We start from the raw sequence: 2,165 nt of genomic DNA, 5'->3' as shown, positions 1-2,165 counted from the left end.
CAAAATAAATTATAGAACCGGAAAAATGAGCATCTATCTAAAGGTTATGTGAAGTAAATTGGGTTAACAATAGAGAAATCCTCATTTTTATTCATGAAATTGTCATCTAAAATGGCGATTTTACATGAAAAACTCATGTTGAGAAATGAGTTTTCTGATACATACAAAACTAAAAACTTGTTATGAGTTTTTAGTTTTTAGCAAAAAGAGAAAACTAAATGGAGTGTTTGGCTAGTAAATACAAAGGCTCTAAGATGTTTAGAAAATCTAATAAATAATATGTAAGAGTATAGGTTCTATAAGGGTTAAATGAAGTTTTGGTACTTTCATTTTCAGTTTAGTTTTCGTTGGTAAGATGTGACCATAGGTTGGTTAAGACAACGAAACAACTGAGATAAAAGAACTAATAAGATACATTGTGAGGAAACATGGACACTCCAGTCGAAATTATTATTCTCTAATTAGTCTGTTTCAGAATCTAAACAAATCTAACATTTTAGAAAATTGTTTTTATTCCGAAAGGGGCAATTAATTATGAAAAAACGTTTTGCAGCCGTATTTGCAGCAACTGCTGTACTTGGTGTAACAACTGCTTTCGCAGCTAATCCATTCTCTGATGTAACGCCTAATGATTGGGCTTACCAAAGTGTAGCTCAATTAGCAGCCGCTGGTGTAATCAACGGTTATCCAGATGGTACTTTTAAAGGTCAGAACAACATCACTCGTTATGAAATGGCTCAAATGGTAGCTAAAGCTATGGCTAACGAATCTCGTGCTAATGCAGAACAACAAGCTATGATTAACCGTTTAGCTAACGAATTCTCTGATGAATTAAATAACTTAGGCGTTCGCGTTTCTAACTTAGAAAATAAAGTTGGTAATGTAAAAGTAACTGGTGATGCTCGTCTTCGTTACCAAGGTTCAGATAAAAAAGGTGTGATTAGCTCCGATAACAAAGATAAAAAATCTTTATTTGATATGCGTGGCCGAGTACAATTCAATGCTAATGTAAACGATAACACATCCGCTGTTATCCGCGTAACAAGTGGTGATATGGAATTTGGTGATGCTAAGAATTCCTCTGATGTAGAATTTGACCGTGTATATGTAGCCCACAAATTTGGTAAAGATACAACCGCTGTAGCTGGTCGTTTCGGTGCTTTCGTTGGTAATGGTTTAGTATACGATGATACGTTCGATGGTGCTGGTATTACTTATGATAACGGCAACTTCTCCGCAACAGCTGCTTATGGTTCCTTCATGGAAGGCGGTTTATTCAACCAAAATGGTAGCATGAGTTCCTATGGTCTTGATTTCACTGATAAAACTGGTGATACTAACCCAACGGTTACATTATTACAAGCTAAAGCTAAACTTGGCGAACATGCAACCTTAGGTGGTTTCTATACCTGGGGCAACAAAAACTTAGATAATGATATCTATGGTGGTTCCTTAGACCTTAACTTCGGTAAAGTATGGTTAGGCGGTGAATACGCTACCTTCTCCGATAAAGATGGCACTTTAGTACAATCTAATGATAAAGATGCATGGGTAGCTGGTATCGGTTATGGCGATTATGATATTGCAAAACAAGGTACTTGGGGCGTTAAAGTTCAGTACTTTGATGAAGGTAAATATTCTCCAGTAATTAGCTCTACTTGGAACCAGCCATACAATAGCGATTACAAAGCTTGGATGGCAAGCGTAGACTATGCATTGGCTGATAATGTAGGACTTTCTGGTTATTGGGCATTCAATGCAGAAGATCAGAGCGGTAAAGACTTAGGTGATTACTACCGTGCAGAATTAAACTACAAATTCTAATAAATGTAGTTTAAAATAAATACGTTAAGTAATAAATTATAAAGGAATAGATTACTAGATTTTTAAAATCTAATAATTGAAATCTAGTAGCTTTTCATATCTTGTCAATAAAATAATTAAAAAAATATTTGAGAAAATCATATATTAAAATTATTAAAAAAGACAGTAAACTCAAGGGTTTGCTGTCTTTTTGCTGTTTTGAGAATGAAACTGAAATGCTCATGAGAGTTTTAAAAAACTTTACAAACTGATTTTTGTATGATACTATAGCTGTAGATTCAGTAAAGAAACGAAACTTATTGACTGAGAAAAGAAAATCACTTGTGAGGAAACATGGACAC

The 2,165-nt window shown here is 34.5% G+C and carries 1 protein-coding gene; it reads left to right on the top strand.

Features of this window, described 5'->3' with window-relative positions:
• Positions 1–534 precede the first annotated feature (534 nt).
• The gene (locus VER_RS10080) at positions 535–1,824 is read left to right on the top strand and encodes an S-layer homology domain-containing protein (protein ID WP_162100687.1); all 1,290 of its coding nucleotides are present in this window, start codon (positions 535–537) and stop codon (positions 1,822–1,824) included.
• The last annotated feature ends 341 nt before the right edge of the window (positions 1,825–2,165 follow it).

The organism is Veillonella sp. R32 (assembly GCF_010093125.1).
GTDB lineage: Bacteria > Bacillota > Negativicutes > Veillonellales > Veillonellaceae > Veillonella_A.
Note: the sequence above shows the minus strand (reverse complement) of the source record. Positions and strands in the feature narration are given on the sequence as shown.

Bases quoted from the DNA above. Each gene is read 5' to 3' on its own strand.
- VER_RS10080 (WP_162100687.1), top strand. From the start codon at position 535: ATGAAAAAACGTTTTGCAGCCGTATTTGCAGCAACTGCTGTACTTGGT.